This window comes from Oceanospirillum sp. (genome assembly GCF_048265165.1).
In the GTDB taxonomy this organism is placed as follows: domain Bacteria; phylum Pseudomonadota; class Gammaproteobacteria; order Pseudomonadales; family Halomonadaceae; genus Oceanospirillum.
In genome coordinates this window covers 86,585-105,262 of sequence record NZ_JBLXCD010000006.1, presented here as the reverse complement: position 1 = coordinate 105,262, position 18,678 = coordinate 86,585, and the positions used below count along the sequence as shown (strand labels likewise).

Sequence of the window (18,678 nt, the reverse complement as noted above, 5' to 3'; positions counted from 1 at the left end):
GGCTTCCATTGCCGGGTGTTTTATTTAAGCTAGCCCGTTTTGCCATGATTATGCAGGACAACACGCTAACGATTCATTAAAATCCTCTGCCTGCCTCTTATTGATACCTCAGAGATACTCATGCCTTCAGAATCTAACGCATCTGACTCGACTCAGATCCCCCTCGCCCAAACAAGTTTAAAAGCTGAAGGAGCCATCATTATTGGTGCTGGCCCGGCGGGATTGATGGCGGCTCAGGTTCTGCTGGAACAGGGTATTCCGGTTGACCTCTTTGAAGCGATGCCTACTGTTGCCCGCAAGTTTCTTTATGCCGGTAAAAGCGGTATGAACATCAGCCATGCGGAAGCAACAGAACAGTTTCTGACCCGCTACAGCACAGCTTCAGCACAGCCAGCCCACACTCACCTGCTTGAGTCGGTCAGACACTTTGATAACCGCCAGGTAAAACACTGGGTTGAGTCGATGGGAGTCGAAACCTTTATCGGCTCATCCGGCCGGATTTTTCCAACGGGAATGAAAGCTGCACCTCTGCTTCGCAGCTGGCTGCAGAAACTAAAAAACCTCGGGTTAAAACTCCATACCCGCTTCTACTGGCAAGGCTGGCAGGAAGAGCAACTCATATTCACTACTCCCGCAGGTAAAGTTCAGGTCACGGGCAAAGCCTGCTTACTCTCTCTCGGGGGTGGCAGCTGGAAAAAACTTGGCAGCGACGGTCTCTGGCAGGAGCAGCTCTCTGATCAAGGGCTTGAGTTAGCCGAACTTCGCCCCAGTAACTGTGGTTTTCAGGTGCGCTGGCCAGCAAGCTTTGCAGACGAATTTGCCGGAACGCCTCTGAAGGGCGTTACTCTCTCTGCGGTCAACTCTAATGACGACACTATCATAAAAAGTGGTGACCTTATGGTCAGCAGAAAGGGTATTGAAGGCGGATTAGTCTATGGCGTCAGTGCCTGCCTGAGGGATCAGATCATTCAGAACGGTCAGGCAACACTGTTTATCGACCTGCTCCCTGCACGCTCCCGGGATGAGATCGAAAAAGCGCTGCACAACCGGGGAAAGCGCTCCATCAGCCACTGCCTGAAACAGCTGAAACTGAGTCCCGCTAAACAGGCGCTACTCAGGCAGTTAACCGATAAACAAACCTTTCAGGATATCCCTCAATTGGCAGCAGCCATCAAGAACCTGCTGCTGCCACTAACAGAAACTCAGCCGATAGACAGGGCGATCAGTACTGCAGGCGGTGTCAGATTCTCTCAGCTGAACCATCAGCTGATGGCAACAGAAATACCGGGGTTATTTTTTGCAGGAGAGATGCTGGACTGGGATGCCCCAACCGGTGGTTACCTGCTGACAGCATGCCTTGCCACAGGCCACCAGGCAGGTCAGGGAATGGTTGAGTTTATTCGGAGTAGCGTTTAGTTCAGAACACTCCGGCTTCCCTTAATGCCAAAAGCACTATTGTTCCAGAAACAGCGCCGGATCCACACGCGCCCCATTGAGTGTTACAGTCCAGTGCAGGTGCGGGCCGGTTACACGACCTGTTGCGCCCACCTCACCCAGCTTATCACCCGCCGAAACGGTATCACCGACTTTCAATGCCTCTGTCTCAGACAGGTGGCAGTAAAGTGTTGTCAAGCCTTGCCCATGGTCAACAATCACCGTCTTACCATTAAAATAATAATCACCGATCGCCGCCACCTTACCATTAAGCGCTGATAGAACTGGCGTTCCCGTGGACGCAGCGATATCCATGCCACTGTGGGGCTTGCGGGGCTTACCATTAAAGACCCGTCGCAGACCAAAGGAGCTGCTTATCCTCCCTTCTGTTGGCTGCACCAGGACATCAGGCAAAGGGTGAATGACAGGTTTAAAGGTATCCATCGCCCCCCGAATCTCCGGTGTTTCACGCCAAACACGTTGCAGCTGCTCAGTGCTCAGATTGACATGCTTATTTTTCACCGTCAGGCGCTGTTCCTGATATTTTTTATCCGTTACTTTAAAGTCCAACGGTTTGTCGCCATCCTTTGTTCGCCAAAATGCCTGATACTGACCTGCTTTCAGGGAAAGCGGCAGGCCAACCCAGGCATACCAGGTATCATCTTTTTTTGCGGTAAAGACCCTTTTTTTCTGGAAAAAAACATGGGGCGGTGCATCACCTTTCTGAGGCAACTTAATAACCGCAACCCCTCCCGGAACCCGGGAGTCCTCCGGAATAAATCCGGCGTGTGCGCCACTGGAAAAAAGCAGGCTAAACACAATGATCACAGCCGGAATTAGCAACCGATAACGAGAAGCGAAAAGATAAAACCCTGAAGATGATAAAGACACAGAAAAACTCCCTGAAAGCGAAATATAAACCTAGGCAAAGCATGGGCCGGGATAAAGACCGTAGCCACAATAGTTTGCCCTAGACAGAAAAGGTGTCAAGACAACCGATGCCGGTGCTATGCAGGGGCGTCGGCATCAGAAGCCTCCCGACACAACTGCAGCCAACGGCTGACGCCGGCACTTCGGTATTTCTGTTTATGCAGAATAAAGTAGAACAGACGCCGAGTATCCCTGTGTGGTATCGCCAAAGGAACCAGGGCTCCCCGGTTGAAAGCATCTTGAAGTGTAACCCTGGACAAACAACCCAATCCCATACCCGCTTCAACGGCCCGTTTAATGGCTTCGGTATGCTGAAGCTCCAGCAACACATTAAGTTCCGGCAAAATACCACTCATAATCCGGTCAAAGGTCTGCCGTGTACCTGAGCCGGTCTCACGCAGAATCCAGTTAGCCGATTTCAAAGCCTGATCATCAAGCACCTTGCCGGCTGCTGCGAGGGGATGGTTACAGGATGCAAAAACCACCAGCTCATCTTCCCGCCAGGGAATCACCTCCAGCTCAGGGTGTTGAATCTCGCCCTCCACTAATCCTACATCCAGCTCAAAATTGACAACCTTACGTGCGATTGCAGCGGTATTCTCGACATCAAGGGTCACCTTAGCATCCGGCTGAGATGCCATGTACTGCGCCATCAGATTAACTGCTAGATAGTTACCGATACTCAGGGTTGCTCCCACCTTAAGGTTCCCTGGCTGCTGATGCTGCTGCAGAGCAACTTCTAACTCCTGAGCCTGCGCCAGCAGAGATGCAGCCCGAGGCCGCAACAAACGCCCCAGTTCATTCAGCTGCAAACGCTTACCAACCCGGTCAAATAATTGAATATCAAACTGCTGCTCAAGCTCTTTCAGAGCACTACTGGCCGCAGACTGTGACATTGAAAGATTCTGGGCAGCTTTGGTTATATTTTCAAAATGTGCTGCCGCCAGAAAGACCTCCAGCTGCCGTAGGCTATACCGCACCCTGTTCTCCTTTTTTGGAATATTAAATCAATAAACCCCTAAGCCGCGTCCATTATTAATAAAATTGATTACCAAAATCAATATTAACTGTTTATCCGATAGATCAGGCAAGAAGTAAACTCTGTATAAATTACCTGATGCTATCGAAAGCGATTGCCGGAGAATCAAATGTCTGCATTTATTAAAGAGGAAGTCCTCAGTGTTCATCACTGGGATAATAACCTATTCAGCTTTAAGACCAGCCGAGCCTCAAGCCTGCGCTTTAAAAATGGCCACTTTATCATGATAGGCCTTGAGGTTGAGGGTCGTCCTCTGATGCGGGCCTATAGTATCGCCAGTGCAAACTATGAGGATCATCTGGAATTTTTCAGCATCAAGGTGCCGGATGGGCCTTTAACATCGCGCCTGCAAAGCATTCAGCCCGGCGATCAGCTGGTTGTTAGTAGCAAGCCCACAGGCACTCTTATCAACGACCATCTGTTACCTGGTAAGAACCTCTACCTGATCAGCACCGGCACCGGACTGGCACCCTTTTTGAGTATCATCCGGGATCCTGAGATCTACGAACAGTATGATAAAATTATTCTGACTCACGGTGTTCGCTACACCTCTGAACTGGCTTATCAGGATCTGATTACAAAAGAACTGCCGGAGCATGAATATTTTGGAGATCTGATACGGGAAAAGCTGGTTTACTATCCGACGGTGACACGCGAAGCTTATAAAAATGAAGGACGGCTCACTGACCTGATGCGCAGTGGAAAACTGTTCACCGACCTGAATCTACCAGCTTTTGATCTGGATAAGGATCGCTTTATGATCTGCGGTGGGCCATCAATGCTTAAAGAGACGGTTGAGATCCTTCAGGAACAGGGCTTTACCGAAGCCAAAAACAGCTCAGCAGGCCATTATGTTATCGAGCGGGCTTTTGTTGAGAGCTAAAATAACACTCCAATCGGTATAAGCCATCGTATTTAAAAAAACAGCACCGTGAACTTTTTACTTCACGGTGCTGTTTTGCTTTATAGCGCCTTTAAAGCTAATACCCCTGCTCCCAGTCTACTCCGCCAGGGTAACATTAAGGATCTGCTGTTCAAAAACGATACGATCACCGGCAACAATTTTACGCCTTTTACGAGTATCTGTTTCACCATTTACCTGAACACGTCCCTGCTCAATAGCCTGTTTGGCTTCACCACCGCTGCTTACCAGGTTTTCAAATTTTAAGATCTTGTACAGTTCAACCGGTTCCCGGTTGATAATGACATCTATCATCACTACCTCAACTAGAGCGCAAAAGCGCACAATATTTTGCTGATGGCCCCAATCAACGCCATCAGACCTTGGCTATCTCATAAACCAGACCAGCAGCAAGGCGAGCTGTTCGGCCATCCGGGTCTTCCAGAGGATTGCACTCCGCTATATCAACCAGAAGCAAAGGAACTTCTGCCCGTTGAGCCTCATGTAATATCAGCCTTAACAACCCCATACCAACCCGAGCATCGAGACCAAAGACAGAAGGAGCACTCACACCCGGGGCGGCGGCAATGGAAAAAAGATCAAGGCTCACCGACAGATAAAGATAATCCAGACTGGCAAGAAAGCACCGGATTTCCTGTTCAATTTCCGGAAAGAATGCTTCACCACACTTCTGCTGCAAACGCCAGTGCACGCCATAGGCTTCCGCACGGTCAAACTCTTCGGCGGAGGTTACCTGTTCATCCAATCCTAAACAATAGCAGGGAAAATCAAGATTACGTTCTTTGCAGTACTGTGCGATCTGCAAAAAAACAGACTGCGCATTCGGCTGAGGGTCAGCCTCGGACATAGCCAGCCGTGCACCTAGGCTGACAATACCAATGGCAACATCCGACGGACCAGCAAAGGCGTGGCGTGACGCCCCCTGATAACTGCCCCAACTAACCTCAAGCCCACCCCCGAGAATGATCGGTGTTAATCCTATATCAAGCAAACGGGCCACATGACCTGCCAGCTGGCTCTGAGCGATAATCAGTTGCTCCTCTTCACACCATATATCTCCGGCATCATAGATATCACGCTGCTGATGCCAGGCAAGGTTTGCCAGTGCCCGACGAATCACCAGAGGGCCATGAGCCGCCCCTGACCGACCGGCACTGCGCTTTACCCCTTCATCGGTGGCAAAACCGATCAATGCCATCGGTGCAAGTTCTCCGTTTTTCCGGAAACACTCTGACGAGTAATCCTCCAGTGCTTTTATACGACCACTCCAGAACGGATCAATATCAAAGGAAGCCTGATCTTTAAGGCGCTTTCTCTTCCAAAGAGTCATATCCGTTTTTTTATATGTCATCCCAACCTCCCTAAGATACACATTGCTGATCAGGCCTTAGTTCAACAGATATGACACCTTAGCCTGTTAACACTTTAGTCCATGATATAAAGAATAACGGATAAAGAATGACCCACGTCATACAAGAGTTTGCCAACAACATCCGAATCATTTTTCTTGATCCTGATCGATTTATTGCTTTGCCATAAAGCTATAATGGTCCGAAATGGAGCATCATGAGACATTGCACGATGACAGAACAAGACTTTTGGGACATTATCAATAACTCCCTGCGGCACAACGCTCCGGGGTCTGAAGGCCAGTACCTGAGTATTTCTCAATCACTGGCAACATTACTTCCTGAACAACTGATTGAGTTTGAAAACCATCTTGCACACCAGAAAAGCCGCGCATTCTGTTTTCCGGTACTGATGGCCAACTTTGTTCTTCAGAGTTACATCAATGACGATATCTTTGAAGATTTTCGCCTTTGGCTGATCTCGTTTGGACAGGACAAGTTTGAAGCCGTTCTGGATCATGCCGATCACTTGGCGGAGTTCAGTAATGTTGAGGATCCGATTGAAGATATTACCGGGGAAGGACTGGTTTTTGCTGCCCAAGAGGCATATGAAGCAGTAACAGGTCAGGACGACTTTCTGAAACGAGTCAGGCCACTGCCCGACCCTGAGATTAACTACCCCTGGCCAGATAATCTGGGACAGCTGGAAGCGATGCTGCCAAACTTATTTAATAAGTACTGGGATAAAAGCCGCACTTACGAACTGGGCTCGGAATAACCCTCTGCACAATATATGTCCAGGGAAGGAAGTTAACCCGCAGAGTATCTGAGTGAGAGTCTATGTCGGATCAAGGCTCTCAGCCTTATCAGCACTCTCTGCAACAGTTTTCATATCACCCTGTGGTTCGGATCGAAGAGACTCGGCCATTGCAGACATAGAAACCACCTGCAAGATATCGTTAATGGAGTTCCAGTCTTCCTCGGAAATCATCACCGCTCGACCGGACTCACCCTCAATAACAATCGTGGCTTGCTCTTGTACTGTCTGATCGACCCACTGTTCAGGTTGTCGGGCAAATTCTTTACTGGTTAATTTCATCATTCATCAGCTCCGCTCTTCCGCACCAGGCCGAACCGTCACAGGTACAGTACTCATCACAGGTTAACAGGCACAATCACTAGCACTTAGCATAAGCACTAGGGTAAACCCTAACATTGAGTTTAGGTAAAAGATCTTATTTTTTCATTCTTAATTCACAAGATTATGACGCTGATCACAACTATACAAGCTATAGAGGTATTTTATAAGACCCTTAAATTTTATGCCCTGATAACCTCATCTTGCAGACCAGAGATCCTCACGGCAAACGCCCTGGTAAATGCTATACAGGTCTTGATGCATATCACGCCAGAACAGATAACCTACTGCAGCATGGTTTTTTTCTACAAAAGCTCTCGTTTTTATCCATGATTAAAGCCTATAATCTTTTTGCTCCTAATCCGTCTTACGGAAAAGAAACTATAAAACATCAGTAAAAGATGCAGGATCAGTCTATGAGTCGACAATATATGACACTGGGGTTCTACCATGGCTTTAATAAGATGTTTCGCCCTACTTACGACATTTTCGACTGCGAAGGAAACCCTGTGTATGCCGATACCAAAGCGATTAAAAAACTTATTGAAGATAAAGTTATTTCAGACTCTACAGACCGGGACGGTCTGGAAAGACATCTGATTCATGAAGGCGTTCTGCACGTAAATGGACATCTGCTGGATGGCATTGCCTTGGATCGGGCAAAACAGGAGCCTATTTCCGTCGATATCCCACCCATGGAAGATGAGAAGCGCTTTGTACTTGCCTGGAATACGTTAAATAAAATCCCGGTCCGGCGTGGAAAGTCTACCCGAGGGGTTAAACTCCCCATAGGACAGTTTCCTGAAGGCACACCTATAATAGATATCCGTCGTCAATTGATACCTGTCTTTCCGGAATTTGATATAGAGTTTGCCATTGAAGAAGGCGTTAACCTGATGCTGATCAAACGTCGTGAAGCGATGCTTCAGAATCCGGCTGCCTAGCTTTTTTAGGTAAAAATATGAATAGCCTGATACCTGTCAGGCGATACTCCGTAGCAACTCCTGCCCCTTTTGATAACATGACGGGCTATCAGCAGCCACCTTACGATCAGACTGTACACGCCTCAGATCTGCCAGAAGAGATCGACAGGACGATTTCAGTGTTTCAGCACGCTCAAGGCGGGCACAAGTGATAAAGTGCTCCAGTGTATTGATAAAAAATATTTCCGGATGACTTAACTCACTCTGTACGACCAGAGCGTTAAGTGTACCCTGCAAACGTTTCGCTTCATGCAACAGATGCGCACGCAGCGATAGTGTCATTGCTTGTGCATCGGATGCCACCAGTTCGCTGGAAAAACGATCAAACACCTGATTAATGTAGCTCTGAGTCATGGGATCACCTTTATTGCACACAGGTTTCGGCCTGCCATTAAGCACAGGCTGCCTTTTCAGCACGTTAGGCAAGACTAGAATGCACAGGTGACATTTACATGACAATCAGCAACTGAGTGAAAAAAGCGAGCCAAAGCAGGCCTGACTCGCTTCGTTTGACACCGTCTTTTCAGAAAAGCCGGAGCGATTGATTCCAAAACACTTTAATCTTCATAAGCGCGAACGCCAGCATTAAGCAGATCTAACACCTTCCCCATTCCCTGATGCAATGCCGCCTCTATCTCAGGCATAGTGATAATCTCATCGGTCAGGCCTGCGGCCATATTCACCACTAGGGCGATACAGGCATACGGTAACCCAGCTTCTCTCGCTAAAGCGGCTTCAGGCATACCCGTCATGCCGACAATATCGCAACCGTCACGCAACATCCTCTGAATCTCTCCAGCACTCTCCAGACGCGGCCCTTGTGTTGCTCCGTAAACCCCCTGAGGCATCACCTTCAGCTGCAGTTTTTCAGCCTGGGCCAACAATAACTGTCTCAGAGACTCATCATAGGGCCAGCTAAAGTCGATATGTACAACCTCGTCCAGGTCATCCGCAAAGAAGGTATGCTCACGACCCCAGGTATAATCTACTACCTGATCAGGAACCATAAGGCCTGCAGATTGACACTCTGGATGAATACCGCCAACCGCATTAACAGCAACAACAGCACTGGCTCCGGCATCTTTCAGAGCCTGAATATTCGCACGATAATTCACTTTATGGGGAGGGATACGATGCGGGTCACCATGACGCGCCAAAAAAAGCACCTGCTTGCCGCCAACGGAGCCAGTCAGAATCTCAGCCGAAGGCTCACCCCATTGCGTCGACACTGTCTTGCGGGAAACCACATCCAAGCCTTCCATTTGAGTCAGGCCGGTACCACCTATAATTGCCAACATCTGTCTACCCTTGCTTGTCAGGTGTTAATTCTGAAAACCAAATTTTGACTTAAACAATCAGGTTCTCGGTTTGGACAGGCGCTGATATCAAAAAAGCCGCTGAGAACAGCGGCTTTTCTGAACAACGCACACTACCGGAGTGTAAATTGAAAAGATCACATACCTTTCGGTGCGTAGATACCCGGTGCATTACGCAGAAAGCCCTGAAAGTCCATGCCGTAACCAAACAGGTAGCGATCTTCAACCTCAAGACCTGTGAAACTTGCGGTCATCTCAGGGCGGGCCTTGCGGTCATGAATCTTATCAACCAAAACGGCACTGTAAACAGCTTTTGCGCCTTGCTCCTGACAGTAATCCAGAATGGCAGCCAACGTATGCCCCTCGTCCAGAATATCGTCTACAATCAGAACCGTTCTGCCTTCCATATTCACTTCAGGTGGAACGCGCCAGTATAGTTCACCACCGGTTGTTTCACCGCGATAACGCGTTGCATGGATATAATCCACTTCCAAAGGAAACTCAAGCCGGGTTAGCAGATGCCCTGTTGTGATAAGGCCGCCATTCATAACACAGTAAACCACTGGCAGCTTATCACCCAGTTGTTCCGTGATATCCTCAGCCATCTTATCAAGCGCATGATCAACCTGTTCTTTTGTACATAGGCAATCCGCTTCGGTAAAGACTTTTTTAATACGTTCCAGGTTATTTTCTACTGGCATTGTTTAGTTCCAATGGTCTGTTTTGTGTCGTTAAATCATTAAATCCCGACGTTCTACCCTTTTTATAGGATACAGCGCCGGGATAAATTCAGTTTAATTACAGAATCGCTTAAACAAGCGCTTCCAACTGATCCGCTACCCGGTTGTATCGGGGATCAGCATCCAACGCGTCCAGTGTCGGCCGGGAGAGTACACTCAGTGCAGACAACCGCTGCACTGAGCGTGGGGAAAACTCATAATCTGCCAGGGCATCCATAACCTGAAGTGCACCCTCACGGTCATTACAGACCAAAATCATATCGCAGCCAGCACCTAAAGCCGCATAAGCACGGGCAGAGTAGTCACCTGTAGCAGCAGCACCCGCCATACCAAGGTCATCACTAAAGATAACACCTTTAAAACCCAACTGGCGGCGCAGAATATCTTTTAGCCAATAAGGAGAAAAACCAGCGGGCTCAGGCGCTACTTTTTCATAGATCACATGGGCCGGCATGACGCCATCCAGTAGCGGGCATAATGCGGTAAAGGGTTTCAGGCAGTGCTCATCAATCTCTGAAAAAGGACGAACATCAACGGGCAGGTCAATGTGGGAGTCAGCGGCCACATAACCATGGCCGGGGAAATGCTTACCTATCGCTGGCATTCCCGCTTCATGCAGGCCTTCAATCAATGCATCTGCTAGGCGGGTAACAACCTCAGGACGACCAGAAAATGCCCGGTCACCAATCACTTCGCTATTGCCGTAATCCAGATCAAGCACCGGTGCAAAGGTAAAATCCAGCCCATAGGCCAGAAGCTCGGAAGCCATCAGCCACCCAGTGTCCCAGGCAAGTTCCAGAGCAGCCTCAGGGTCGTTCATAAATAACGTACCCAAGCATGCCATTGGCGGAATACGGGTAAACCCGTCACGGAACCTCTGAACACGCCCCCCCTCATGATCCACTGCAATCAGGATTTCAGGACGTAACTCCCGAATACTCCGGATCAGATACTCAAGTTGAGAAGGATCCCGGTAGTTTCGTGTAAACAGGATGATACCACCCACCAATGGATGCACGATGAGTTCACGCTCGTCATTGGTCAGCTCGAAGCCTTCCAAGTCAAGCATAATAGGCCCATGGGTCATAGCGATTATCCTGCGGCAGAGAAATGAATAAACCGCGAAATTTAACAGAGAACCGGAAAGAAAAAAACCTCAGACTCCCCTCAGGGAGCCATATCGGCAGAAAATAAAGTATAAAGCACCGTACTTAGCCAATATAAACGGGGGTATAGACAGCAGTATCTTCAAAAAGCAGCGCAATATCCTTCATACGCATCCGAATACAGCCGTGCGATAGAGGCTCCCCCATAGGCTCGGTGTCCGCCGTGCCATGAAAATAAATATAACGCCGCATTGTGTCCCGGTCCCCGCCCCGGTTAACGCCCGGCTCCAGACCGCTTAGCCAAAGAATACGCCCCAAAATCCAGTCCCTGCCAGGGTTTTGAGCCGCCAACTCCGATGTGTAGCACTCTTTTGTCCAGCGACGCCCACGGTAAACCGCATTGACAGGATGGCCGGAGCCAATCTTTGCCCGAATACAGTGCCACCCCCGGGGAGTCTGCCCGCTACCCTCCTGCTCACCGGCTCCGTTCAAAGCAGTAGAAACAGGAAAGCAGAGTACAAACTCTGCCTTTTGGACCACAAAAACCTGCTGACGGGCGACGTCCACCTGCAACCAGCTTCCGTCAGGTGCAAACTCCTGCCAGCGGGGAGCTAGCTTCGGTTCCGATAACCGAGGGACAGATGAATCAGGCATCGTCCTGGTGCTCTGACGGTATCAGCTCTGGAATCGGAGCAGACATACCGGCAGAAACAAATGGAATCAAACGCTGAACCACATCACGGACTCGGGTCTGCTCATTAAAATCCTGTTCTGCAATGTCTTTCAATGCATCAAGACTGGACATGGTAAATACCGCAGAGCCCAGCATAAAGTGTAGTCGCCAAAAGCGCTCCACATCAGGAAGATCACTGGACGCATTACGTACCATTGACGTAAAACGGTAGAAAATGCTGCCATACTGCTCCTGCAGATAACGGCGCATATGCCCTTGAGCCTGGGTATATGCCAGTCCCAGTAAGCGCATAAAAACAGACAAACCGTTTCTTGTCGGACTCGGCATAGTAATGACGGTTGTCGTCAATGTTTCCAGCACCGTATTCAGAGGAATAGACTTCCCCTCATGACGGCTTTCAAGAAGATCCATCTCCTCATTAAAGCGCTTGGAAAACGGATCCAGGTAACGGGCAAAAACAGCCTGAATCAGCGCCTTCTTAGAGCCAAAATGGTAATTCACCGCGGCAAGATTTACTTTTGCTTTACTGGTAATCGTCCTTAGGGACGTCTCAGCGAACCCTTTTTCCGCGAACAGCATCTCCGCGGTATCCAGTATACGGCTGACGGTATCTAATTGAGCCATGCTCACCTCTGTCGATCACTTTGTATGCGGCATGACTAACTTCTGACCGGTATTCAATGCCATCACAAAACAGCATGACCAGCCTCAGCTAACCAAGGAGCGTTTATCAAACGAATGTTTGAAACATAAATAGAATTGTCAACAAAGTCAAGATACTAGGCAGGCTAAGACTCACAAGGGAAACATAAAATTGAAACACTGTTTTAAAACACATTAAACGTGCCAGACAAACAATCTGGCCAGAGTATAAAACATCTGCCATATCCGGTTCACATCTGATTGAAGAATCGAACCAAACATTCTCTATTTAAAGCCCTTCAAGGGCAGACAAAAGCATATTTTTGTGTAAACTGTATACAAGTACACACTGTATAAAATGACAGATGAGACATCATGATTAAACTGACCAAGCGCCAGCAGGAAGTACTCGACTTCATTACGTCACACATGGAGTCTACCGGGTACCCACCGACCCGGGCAGAAATTGCACGGGCATTAGGTTTCCGCTCGCCCAATGCTGCAGAAGAACACCTGCGGGCTCTGGCCCGTAAAGGTGCAATTGAAATGATTCCCGGCACCTCTCGGGGAATCAAGCTCCCTTCGCACGCCAGTCAGGGCCTACCGGTCATTGGCCAGGTTGCGGCTGGCAGCCCGATTCTGGCTCAGGAACATATCGATAGCTACTCCGGCGTCAGCGCCGACTTTTTCCGCCCCAAAGCTCATTACATGCTTCGCGTTAAAGGCCTGAGTATGAAGGATATCGGCATCATGGATGGTGACCTCCTTGCGGTTCACCAGACCAGCGACATCCGAAACGGCCAGATTGTTATCGCCCGTATCGGTGATGAGGTTACGGTGAAGCGTTTCAAACAGGAAGGCAGCCTGGTGTACCTGATAGCTGAAAATGAAGAATTCGACCCTATTGTGGTCGACCTGGAAACCGAATCTCTGGCCATAGAAGGTATTGGTGTTGGCATCATTCGCGGCGGGTACGGGCAGGGACTTCAATAACCAATATAATTTCTCTGTTCACCGCACATAAAACCTATCCGTTATAAATAAAAAAAAGCAGCCAGGCGGCTGCTTTTTAAATGTAACGCGCAGATGCCACAAGGTCAGTGAATAACGGCATTCTCCCCTGGCCCTTCTTCATCCTCTTCTCCCCATAAGCGATTATCCTGAATCGCCTTGTCGATCATCTCACGGGCAATATCAAAGCTTGCCCCCCTCAGATGCTCAACAATCTCTGGTGCAAAACGGATACGCACCAAGGGCTCGCCCTGGTTATCATCTGCAGACTGCAAAATGACATCTCCATCGGCAAGCTCAACAATTTCAAGATACGGACTATCAGACAAGGTGATTACCTCTTAAAAAATTCGATGACACAAAGCATCCTGCTTGGATCAAAATTCCTGCATGGTCTGGCGCAGATCATTAATAAACGACTGCATATTTTCCAGCCACGAAATAAGTTGCTGCTGCTCCGAAAAAGAATCGCGGGCCAGTGGAATCAAGGGTGCTGCGAGTGACGGATCAACAACATCCACTTGCTTCAGCTCCGGCAACCAGCAATCTCTATAACGCCGGTTTAACTGACTCAACCAACTGAAGCTATCTTTCTCCAGCGCCAGGATCCGGTTCAGATGAGGGATAACACATCCCTTCACATCTGCGGCCTGCCGGAGGTCGGCAGCGGTTTTCCATTCACCCTGAGGCAGCTGTGCTGTTTCAGCAATTTCATAAAGCAGCGCCTGCATCGCGCCCTGAAGATGAAAAACAACGGCGTCGGCATGAGCAGAAATATAGGCCGGGCGTATCAGTTCATCCTGGTGATCGACCTGATCAAAGTGCTGTAACAATAACCGTGCAGAATAGAGTTTCTGCATCGTTCGTGACGCCATTGATACCATAGAAAACGAGCCCAGATGAGAGTAACGGACAGATATAAAAACGCTAAAAGGCCGGTCTGAACCGGCCTTTTAGTCGCTGCTTTCGCGCACAGTTTAGCTGAAAATCACAGGATGTGAACTAGCTTTTAGCAGTTTTTCGGGTTGCTTTTTTCTTCTCACGGCTAACCCATTGACCACCTTCATAAAAAGCCTGCCAACCTGTCGCCTTACCTTCCACTTCTGTCATCAGGTATTGCTCTTTATTTTTCCGACTGTAGCGGATCACCGTAGGGTTTCCATCAGGATCATGGGTTGGCCCCTCCATCAGGAAATTATATTTCGGATCAATTTCAGCTTTATGCGGCAAAATTTCAACCAACTGTGGCGGACGGGTCTCTCGGTTTTTCGGGAACTGACTGGCCGCAAGGAAAAGCCCTGAGGCACCATCACGCAAAATATAATGGTCTTCAACTTTCTGGCAAGCCAACTCAGGCATAGGCACCGGATCCATTTTAGGAGGTGCTGCCTCACCACTTTTCAGTAGTTTCCGGGTATTTTTACAGGTCTCACTGGTACATCCGAAGTACTTACCAAAGCGACCGGTCTTAAGCTGCATCTCAGAACCGCATTTATCACACTCAAGCACCGGGCCATCATAACCCTTAATCTTGAATTCACCGTTCTCGACTTCGTAGCCATCACAATCAGGATTGTTACCACAAACATGCAACTTACGCTGTTCGTCGATCAGGTAGCTTTCCATTGCCGTACCGCATTTTGGACAGCGGCGCTTGGCGCGCAACGCCTGAGTTTCTGCCTCTTCACCCGCATCTGCGCTGATCGCTTCTTCGCCCGGTGTCAGATTGATCGTGGTTTTACAACGTTCCTTTGGAGGCAGCGAATAACCCGAACAACCCAAAAACACACCAGTACTGGCCGTACGAATCTGCATTGGACGACCACAGCTCGGACATTTAATGGAGGTCTCAACGGCCAGATTTGGACGCATACCGCCCTCTTCCGATTCAGCCTGTGCCAGCTGACTACTGAAATCCTTGTAAAAACGGTTCAGCAGATTCTTCCAATCGTTCTTACCTTCTGCCACATCATCCAAGGATTCTTCCATACGGGCAGTAAAACTGAAGTCCATCAGATCACTAAAGCTTTCACTCAGACGATCCGTGACAATATCACCCATTTTCTCAGCGTAAAAACGACGATTCTCAAGGCGCACATAGCCACGATCCTGAATGGTCGAAATAATCGATGCATAGGTTGACGGGCGACCAATACCTCGTTTCTCAAGCTCTTTTACCAAACTGGCCTCAGTAAAGCGAGCCACAGGCTTAGTGAAGTGCTGCTTAGGCAACAATTGCTCAAGCGTCAGCAAATCGCCAACCTGAAGATCAGGCAGCGACTGGTCTTCATCCTTTTTACTGTTGGATGGCATAACACGGGTAAAACCATCAAACTGCATAACACGACCCCGGGCACGCAGCTCAAATGGCCCAGCTTCCACCACAAGAGAGGTGCTCATAAACTCTGCAGGCACCATCTGGCAGGCAACAAACTGGCGCCAGATCAGTTCATACAGACGTTCAGCGTCGCGCTCCATACTTTTTAGGTCAGTAGCCGAACGGGACACATCAGACGGACGAATCGCCTCATGCGCTTCCTGGGCACCCTCTTTACTGGAATAACTGTTCGGCACTTCCGGCAGATACTTTTTACCAAAGTTATCCGCAACATAATCCCGACAGCTCTCCACCGCTTCCTTACTCAGATTGGTGGAGTCCGTACGCATATAAGTGATATAACCCGCTTCATACAGACGCTGCGCCAACATCATGGTCTTTTTCACGCTGTAGCCAAGGCGTGTACTTGCCGCCTGCTGCAACGTGGATGTGATATAGGGTGCCGTTGGCTTGGTTTTAGTCGGCTTATCTTCCCGTTTAGCAACTTTAAACGGGGAAGCGTTCAGCACATCTAGTGCTTTATCTGTCTGTTCTTTACTGGTCGGGCGGAAACCTTTGCCATTCTCTTTCGTTACTTCACACTGAAACGCCATTTTACCATCGCGATTCAGGTCGGCATGTACATCCCAATACTCTTCAGGAACAAAGGCCCTAATCTCACGCTCACGTTCAACGATAAGACGCACAGCGACCGACTGCACCCGACCGGCGGACAAGCCACGGGCAACCTTCGCCCATAGCAAAGGGGATACCATATAGCCCACGACACGATCCAGAAAACGGCGAGCCTGCTGAGCGTTAACACGACTCATATCCAGACGACCGGGTTCCTTAAAAGCATCCTGAATCGCGTTTTTGGTGATTTCATTAAAAACCACACGATGATAACGCTCGTCATCACCACCTATGGTTTCCCGCAAGTGCCAGGCGATAGCCTCTCCTTCGCGGTCCAAATCCGTCGCCAGATAAATCTGATCAGCATCAGCCGCCAATTTTTGCAGCTCAGAAACGACCTTTTCTTTACCGGGCAGGATCTTATAATGCGCCTCCCAGTCGTGCTCAGGGTCAATACCCATACGGGCGATCAGCTGCTCGCGGGCTTTGCGCTTCTTGTGCACCGCTTTTTCTTCCGGGCTCATTTTGCGGGTAATTGCCGCCGCCTTGGCCCGTGCTTTGGCATCCACAGGCTGTTTAGCGCCACCACTGGTCGGCAGATCACGGATATGACCCACACTCGACTTCACTACAAAGTCTTTGCCCAGGTACTTGTTGATCGTTTTAGCCTTTGCAGGAGACTCGACGATAACTAGTGCTTTTCCCATTGAGAGCGTCTCTTTATCTAGGGCTGTTCAGAAACAGTTTGACCAAGGAAATTCGTACTACCGGCTAAATTCAGCAGCCTGAGCTGCGCTTCACACATCAATGACCGGATAAAAGTACAAAAGTTAAAAATACAACAATTGAATGATCGTAACCTAACTAACACGGCCTTTGCCCTTGTTTAAAGGAAGGCGGAACTCAGACAATAAAGCCCACTTATCGTGCGTATTACAACTTTATATAGAGCACCTTTGTCAAGTGCTGCCTGAAAAGGGCGTATAAACTACCCCAGCAGAATACAGAGTTCCAGCCCCTGACTAAAAAAAGACTTTTTCTCATACCAAAGCACTCACCTCAGAATAGGAAAGTCAGTCAATTCTGACCGTAACACATCCCTAATGTATTACAGCAAACCGGATTCAGCCAGTCGCCTGAGAAAAAGCATTGCAATTCTTGCAGTTACGGCCCAATCTTAAAGTGACGGTAAGGGGGGAAGTCAACATAATGTTCACCTGCTTCCTCTCTGTCCTGCCGGAAATATATCGCTCTGCCCCTAAATAAACTGACTCAGAGCCAGCAGATGCTGTTCCGGTCAGATTTGTCGAACAAGGAGTGACAGCATGAAGGTAACTCGTGTTGCTATTAATGGCTTTGGCCGTATCGGCCGCAATATTCTTCGCGCCTATTTCGAAGGACATCATTCGGATAACCTAGAGATCGTTGCCATCAACGATCTGGGTGATGCCGCAATCAATGCCCATCTGCTCCAATATGACTCTGTCCACGGACGCTTCGGCTTCGAAGTTGAGCATGACGATAACACTCTCACTGTTAACAACCATACCATCAAAGTAATTGCTGAACGGAACCCTGCAAAACTGCCCTGGGGCGAACTCAAGATTGATGTCGTGCTCGAATGCACCGGCCTGTTTACCCAACGGAATAAAGCTGCAGCCCACCTTGTAGCTGGTGCGAAAAAAGTTTTAATCTCCGCGCCATCACCAGATGCTGATGCCACGGTTGTCTTTGGCGTTAACGATCATGTTCTTCACCCCGAACACCAGGTCGTATCGAATGCATCCTGTACCACCAACTGTCTGGCCCCTGTTGTCCAGGTACTGCATGAGCTCATGACGATTGAAAGCGGTATAATGACCACGATTCATGCCTATACCAACGATCAGCACCTTACAGACGTATATCACACTGATCCGTATCGTGCGCGCTCAGCCACGGCCTCCATGATTCCCACAAAAACCGGAGCTGCTGCAGCCATTGGCCTTGTTATACCGGAAATGGCCGGGAAATTTGATGGACTGGCAGTTCGGGTACCCACAAACAATGTATCCCTGGTAGACCTGAGCATTCAGGTCAAACACCCCCTTACCGCTGAAACCATAAACAAAGCCATGGAGAAAGCCGCCCACCAATCGAAAATCTTAGGCTACAATGGGCTGCCACTGGTATCGATCGACTTTAATCACTGTCCGCATTCATCTGTATTCGATGGCAGCCATACCCGTGTTCAGGGTAATCTGATTAAGGTGATGGCCTGGTACGACAATGAGTGGGGGTTCTCCAATCGAATGCTGAATACCACTCAAGCCTTAATGGCCGCAAAATCGTCATAAAAATAAGCTATACAAGTTACAAGCGACAAGACCGGCGAAATGGGTCTTTTCAATAAAAAGATAAAGACCTACTCCGCCGTATCAA

Annotated in this window: 20 protein-coding genes; 6 read left to right on the top strand and 14 right to left on the bottom strand. The window is 48.9% G+C overall.

Annotated features, from left to right (window positions below):
- The first annotated feature begins 120 nt into the window (after window positions 1-120).
- A complete protein-coding gene (locus ACN0R8_RS12475) occupies window positions 121-1,416 on the top strand; it encodes a TIGR03862 family flavoprotein (RefSeq protein WP_417597880.1) in 1,296 nt (431 codons plus the stop codon).
- Window positions 1,417-1,452: 36 nt separating this feature from the next.
- Here the strand turns inward: ACN0R8_RS12475 and ACN0R8_RS12470 are convergent, their stop codons facing one another.
- Together ACN0R8_RS12470 and ACN0R8_RS12465 are read right to left on the bottom strand one after the other, a co-directional pair.
- Window positions 1,453-2,325 carry a peptidoglycan DD-metalloendopeptidase family protein gene (locus tag ACN0R8_RS12470; RefSeq protein ID WP_417597878.1) on the bottom strand — a complete coding sequence of 291 codons (873 nt, stop codon included), beginning with the start codon at window positions 2,323-2,325 and terminating at the stop codon, window positions 1,453-1,455.
- Window positions 2,326-2,441: 116 nt separating this feature from the next.
- Window positions 2,442-3,344, bottom strand: a complete 903-nt coding sequence (locus ACN0R8_RS12465; protein WP_417597876.1) for a LysR family transcriptional regulator — start codon at window positions 3,342-3,344, stop codon at window positions 2,442-2,444.
- A 168-nt stretch (window positions 3,345-3,512) separates the two neighbouring features.
- Between ACN0R8_RS12465 and ACN0R8_RS12460 the strand changes: the two genes are divergently transcribed.
- Window positions 3,513-4,286, top strand: coding sequence for a ferredoxin--NADP reductase (locus ACN0R8_RS12460; RefSeq protein ID WP_417597874.1), 774 nt, complete (start codon window positions 3,513-3,515; stop codon window positions 4,284-4,286).
- 117 nt (window positions 4,287-4,403) lie between these two features.
- Here the strand turns inward: ACN0R8_RS12460 and ACN0R8_RS12455 are convergent, their stop codons facing one another.
- Together ACN0R8_RS12455 and ACN0R8_RS12450 are read right to left on the bottom strand one after the other, a co-directional pair.
- The gene (locus ACN0R8_RS12455; protein WP_417597873.1) at window positions 4,404-4,619 is read right to left on the bottom strand and encodes an RNA-binding S4 domain-containing protein; all 216 of its coding nucleotides are present in this window, start codon (window positions 4,617-4,619) and stop codon (window positions 4,404-4,406) included.
- 61 nt (window positions 4,620-4,680) lie between these two features.
- Window positions 4,681-5,676 carry a formimidoylglutamase gene (locus ACN0R8_RS12450; protein WP_417597871.1) on the bottom strand — a complete coding sequence of 332 codons (996 nt, stop codon included), beginning with the start codon at window positions 5,674-5,676 and terminating at the stop codon, window positions 4,681-4,683.
- Window positions 5,677-5,906: 230 nt separating this feature from the next.
- Here ACN0R8_RS12450 and ACN0R8_RS12445 point away from each other — a divergent pair, with 230 nt between their 5' ends.
- Window positions 5,907-6,452 (top strand): DUF4240 domain-containing protein, encoded by a 546-nt coding sequence (locus tag ACN0R8_RS12445; protein ID WP_417597869.1) that lies wholly within the window; start codon window positions 5,907-5,909, stop codon window positions 6,450-6,452.
- 60 nt (window positions 6,453-6,512) lie between these two features.
- On the opposite strand, the gene ACN0R8_RS12440 is transcribed toward ACN0R8_RS12445, so the two are convergent.
- Window positions 6,513-6,776 (bottom strand): type II toxin-antitoxin system Phd/YefM family antitoxin, encoded by a 264-nt coding sequence (locus ACN0R8_RS12440; RefSeq protein WP_417597867.1) that lies wholly within the window; start codon window positions 6,774-6,776, stop codon window positions 6,513-6,515.
- Window positions 6,777-7,228: 452 nt separating this feature from the next.
- Here ACN0R8_RS12440 and ACN0R8_RS12435 point away from each other — a divergent pair, with 452 nt between their 5' ends.
- Complete coding sequence (locus ACN0R8_RS12435) at window positions 7,229-7,756, top strand: hypothetical protein (RefSeq protein WP_417597864.1); 528 nt, start codon at window positions 7,229-7,231, stop codon at window positions 7,754-7,756.
- A gap of 36 nt (window positions 7,757-7,792) precedes the next feature.
- Here ACN0R8_RS12435 and ACN0R8_RS12430 read toward each other — a convergent pair whose 3' ends face one another.
- From ACN0R8_RS12430 to ACN0R8_RS12405, 6 genes are all read right to left on the bottom strand, one after another.
- Window positions 7,793-8,149: a hypothetical protein gene (locus tag ACN0R8_RS12430; protein ID WP_417597862.1), complete on the bottom strand. Its 357-nt coding sequence runs from the start codon at window positions 8,147-8,149 to the stop codon at window positions 7,793-7,795.
- Window positions 8,150-8,352: 203 nt separating this feature from the next.
- Window positions 8,353-9,093, bottom strand: coding sequence for an S-methyl-5'-thioinosine phosphorylase (locus tag ACN0R8_RS12425; RefSeq protein WP_417597860.1), 741 nt, complete (start codon window positions 9,091-9,093; stop codon window positions 8,353-8,355).
- Window positions 9,094-9,248: 155 nt separating this feature from the next.
- Window positions 9,249-9,812 carry a hypoxanthine-guanine phosphoribosyltransferase gene (locus tag ACN0R8_RS12420; protein WP_417597858.1) on the bottom strand — a complete coding sequence of 188 codons (564 nt, stop codon included), beginning with the start codon at window positions 9,810-9,812 and terminating at the stop codon, window positions 9,249-9,251.
- A gap of 109 nt (window positions 9,813-9,921) precedes the next feature.
- Window positions 9,922-10,938, bottom strand: a complete 1,017-nt coding sequence (nagZ, locus tag ACN0R8_RS12415; protein ID WP_417597856.1) for a beta-N-acetylhexosaminidase — start codon at window positions 10,936-10,938, stop codon at window positions 9,922-9,924.
- 124 nt (window positions 10,939-11,062) lie between these two features.
- Window positions 11,063-11,611 (bottom strand): L,D-transpeptidase family protein, encoded by a 549-nt coding sequence (locus tag ACN0R8_RS12410; protein WP_417597854.1) that lies wholly within the window; start codon window positions 11,609-11,611, stop codon window positions 11,063-11,065.
- Window positions 11,604-12,275 carry a TetR/AcrR family transcriptional regulator gene (locus tag ACN0R8_RS12405; protein ID WP_417597852.1) on the bottom strand — a complete coding sequence of 224 codons (672 nt, stop codon included), beginning with the start codon at window positions 12,273-12,275 and terminating at the stop codon, window positions 11,604-11,606. Before ACN0R8_RS12405 ends, ACN0R8_RS12410 begins: the two co-directional genes overlap by 8 nt.
- A 396-nt stretch (window positions 12,276-12,671) precedes the next feature.
- On the opposite strand from ACN0R8_RS12405, the gene lexA reads away from it, so the two are divergent.
- Window positions 12,672-13,286 (top strand): transcriptional repressor LexA, encoded by a 615-nt coding sequence (gene lexA, locus ACN0R8_RS12400; RefSeq protein WP_417598088.1) that lies wholly within the window; start codon window positions 12,672-12,674, stop codon window positions 13,284-13,286.
- A gap of 104 nt (window positions 13,287-13,390) precedes the next feature.
- On the opposite strand, the gene ACN0R8_RS12395 is transcribed toward lexA, so the two are convergent.
- The 3 genes from ACN0R8_RS12395 to topA form a co-directional block, all read right to left on the bottom strand.
- Window positions 13,391-13,633: a hypothetical protein gene (locus ACN0R8_RS12395; protein WP_103989656.1), complete on the bottom strand. Its 243-nt coding sequence runs from the start codon at window positions 13,631-13,633 to the stop codon at window positions 13,391-13,393.
- A 48-nt stretch (window positions 13,634-13,681) separates the two neighbouring features.
- On the bottom strand, window positions 13,682-14,179 hold the full coding sequence (locus ACN0R8_RS12390; RefSeq protein ID WP_417597850.1) for a DUF6586 family protein: 498 nt from the start codon (window positions 14,177-14,179) through the stop codon (window positions 13,682-13,684).
- 127 nt (window positions 14,180-14,306) lie between these two features.
- Window positions 14,307-16,964 carry a type I DNA topoisomerase gene (topA, locus tag ACN0R8_RS12385; protein WP_417597848.1) on the bottom strand — a complete coding sequence of 886 codons (2,658 nt, stop codon included), beginning with the start codon at window positions 16,962-16,964 and terminating at the stop codon, window positions 14,307-14,309.
- A gap of 618 nt (window positions 16,965-17,582) precedes the next feature.
- Here topA and gap point away from each other — a divergent pair.
- Window positions 17,583-18,593, top strand: a complete 1,011-nt coding sequence (gap, locus tag ACN0R8_RS12380; RefSeq protein ID WP_417597846.1) for a type I glyceraldehyde-3-phosphate dehydrogenase — start codon at window positions 17,583-17,585, stop codon at window positions 18,591-18,593.
- Window positions 18,594-18,678 lie beyond the last annotated feature (85 nt).

What these genes read in the sequence shown, in the direction of transcription:
- ACN0R8_RS12425 (WP_417597860.1), bottom strand. Translation starts at nt 9,093, where the DNA reads ATGTTGGCAATTATAGGTGGTACCGGCCTGACTCAAATGGAAGGCTTG.
- ACN0R8_RS12460 (WP_417597874.1), top strand. Translation starts at nt 3,513, where the DNA reads ATGTCTGCATTTATTAAAGAGGAAGTCCTCAGTGTTCATCACTGGGAT.
- ACN0R8_RS12455 (WP_417597873.1), bottom strand. Translation starts at nt 4,619, where the DNA reads ATGATAGATGTCATTATCAACCGGGAACCGGTTGAACTGTACAAGATC.
- ACN0R8_RS12410 (WP_417597854.1), bottom strand. Translation starts at nt 11,611, where the DNA reads ATGCCTGATTCATCTGTCCCTCGGTTATCGGAACCGAAGCTAGCTCCC.
- nagZ (WP_417597856.1), bottom strand. Translation starts at nt 10,938, where the DNA reads ATGACCCATGGGCCTATTATGCTTGACTTGGAAGGCTTCGAGCTGACC.
- ACN0R8_RS12390 (WP_417597850.1), bottom strand. Translation starts at nt 14,179, where the DNA reads ATGGCGTCACGAACGATGCAGAAACTCTATTCTGCACGGTTATTGTTA.
- topA (WP_417597848.1), bottom strand. Translation starts at nt 16,964, where the DNA reads ATGGGAAAAGCACTAGTTATCGTCGAGTCTCCTGCAAAGGCTAAAACG.
- gap (WP_417597846.1), top strand. Translation starts at nt 17,583, where the DNA reads ATGAAGGTAACTCGTGTTGCTATTAATGGCTTTGGCCGTATCGGCCGC.
- ACN0R8_RS12405 (WP_417597852.1), bottom strand. Translation starts at nt 12,275, where the DNA reads ATGGCTCAATTAGATACCGTCAGCCGTATACTGGATACCGCGGAGATG.
- ACN0R8_RS12440 (WP_417597867.1), bottom strand. Translation starts at nt 6,776, where the DNA reads ATGATGAAATTAACCAGTAAAGAATTTGCCCGACAACCTGAACAGTGG.
- ACN0R8_RS12420 (WP_417597858.1), bottom strand. Translation starts at nt 9,812, where the DNA reads ATGCCAGTAGAAAATAACCTGGAACGTATTAAAAAAGTCTTTACCGAA.
- ACN0R8_RS12475 (WP_417597880.1), top strand. Translation starts at nt 121, where the DNA reads ATGCCTTCAGAATCTAACGCATCTGACTCGACTCAGATCCCCCTCGCC.
- ACN0R8_RS12430 (WP_417597862.1), bottom strand. Translation starts at nt 8,149, where the DNA reads ATGACTCAGAGCTACATTAATCAGGTGTTTGATCGTTTTTCCAGCGAA.
- ACN0R8_RS12445 (WP_417597869.1), top strand. Translation starts at nt 5,907, where the DNA reads ATGACAGAACAAGACTTTTGGGACATTATCAATAACTCCCTGCGGCAC.
- ACN0R8_RS12435 (WP_417597864.1), top strand. Translation starts at nt 7,229, where the DNA reads ATGAGTCGACAATATATGACACTGGGGTTCTACCATGGCTTTAATAAG.
- ACN0R8_RS12450 (WP_417597871.1), bottom strand. Translation starts at nt 5,676, where the DNA reads ATGACATATAAAAAAACGGATATGACTCTTTGGAAGAGAAAGCGCCTT.